The sequence below is a fragment of the Rhodobacter sp. NSM genome, assembly GCF_052244495.1.
Taxonomy (GTDB): Bacteria; Pseudomonadota; Alphaproteobacteria; order Rhodobacterales; family Rhodobacteraceae; genus Cereibacter_A.
Genome location: NZ_JBQPXH010000048.1, coordinates 1 through 1,456 on the forward strand (window position 1 = coordinate 1; position 1,456 = coordinate 1,456).

At 65.0% G+C, this 1,456-nt stretch carries 1 protein-coding gene and 1 pseudogene; both read left to right on the plus strand.

Annotation, left to right across the window (positions count from 1 at the left end; genetic code table 11):
• Positions 1 to 383: pseudogene (locus ACTVZP_RS22170) on the plus strand (hypothetical protein); the annotation flags it as partial.
• A 56-nt stretch (positions 384 to 439) separates the two neighbouring features.
• Positions 440 to 1,456 (plus strand): type II restriction endonuclease (locus tag ACTVZP_RS22175; RefSeq protein ID WP_443214294.1); only part of this gene is annotated, 1,017 nt, incomplete at its 3' end.

Below are 1,456 nucleotides of genomic sequence, written 5' to 3' on the forward strand. Positions count from 1 at the left end.
AGCGCCACGACACGCGCCGCTGTCACACCGCCATCGTCGAGCGCCGCGCCACAGCGGTCATCCCTATCCGCCGGAACGGCCGACCCTGGAAGGGCGATGGTCCGGCCGCTCGGGCCAGAAACGAGACCCTGCGCGCCACCCGTCACTATGGCCGGGCTCTCTGGAAGCGATGGACCGGCTACCACGCCCGCAGCCGGATCGAGGCGAAGATGCCCTCGCCGGTTCGCTCGAACCGGTGGCGCTCACCGGCTCGGCTCAAGGCCTTCGGCGAACGCATCATGGCAAAGGACCCCGACCGTCAAACCGCCGAGATCCACATCCGCGTCGCGCTCATGAGCCGCTTCAACGTCCTCGGCACCGCCGAGATCGTCCGCGTCGCCTGACGCCGAGGGGAAAGGGGGCACTGTGCCTTAAGCTGGCGTTCTGCAACAACGCTCTTCTGGACGCTGAAAGCACCGGCTCACTTACGATCTTCACTCTTCCGCTGGACGAGCACGGCGCGGCGCTCCGTTGCCATGTCTGGGTGTGCCGCCACGAGACGGAAGAAGACCCTGCCGAGGAGCGGTTCAGGCCAGTGGAGCCCGGGCGCTTTGTCATGTGGTCCCCGGAGCCGCCCGGATTGTTCCCACCCTTTACCGCCCGACCCGCGCGGTGCTGGCTCGAACCGGCCGAAGTTCCGCCCACATGGCTGGCACATTTCCCGACCGGCGCGGACATTGTGCGCAAGACGGTGGAGATTCGGCTCGAGCGCGGGACATCTCCCGACAAGCGGCTTCTGCGACGGCGCGACTGCGAGTTTGAGATCTTCCGCAGTGTTGAGGAAGCGGTGGAGCTTCCCACAATCCGGGCCGGATTCAAGACCTTAGACGACTTCACTCCCCGGCGCAGACGGCGCTGCAACGTCGCAAAGCGCGCTCCGGCCGATCTCTGGAGCTGCACACCCCGAGAAATTCTGATCGAGGAACGGTTTCGCGAGGGAACGGATCTCCAGCACGGTCCTCAAGCAGAGCCCGGCAAGCGGCCTGATTTCCTGTTCCCCTCACAGATCGCTTACCGCGACCCGAGCTTTCCGCCCGCGAGGCTTCGAATGCTCGTTACAAAGACCACCTGCCGCGACCGCTGGCGGCAAGTGATCAATGAGGCAGGCCGGATTCAGGTCAAGCACCTGCTGACCTTGCAGTCGTGCGAGCCACCGGTCCGTGCTTCGGTCCGACCGCAGCCCAATCATGAAACCGGTCGGAACAGCCTGATCCCGCTCCCTCAGCCATTACGGTGCGTTCCAGTAATAGCCCCGCCCGCTCCGTCGTGGTCCTTTCGTGCTCCAGCACAGCCGGCGTGCGGCCTGTGCGCGGCGCCAGAGGCTGCCGTTCACCGTAGCCAGCGTAGCACAGCTTGGCTCTTAAAATGCCAACGGCCTCCCGTGGGAGGCTGCAAGCGTTTGATAACGTGTACTAAT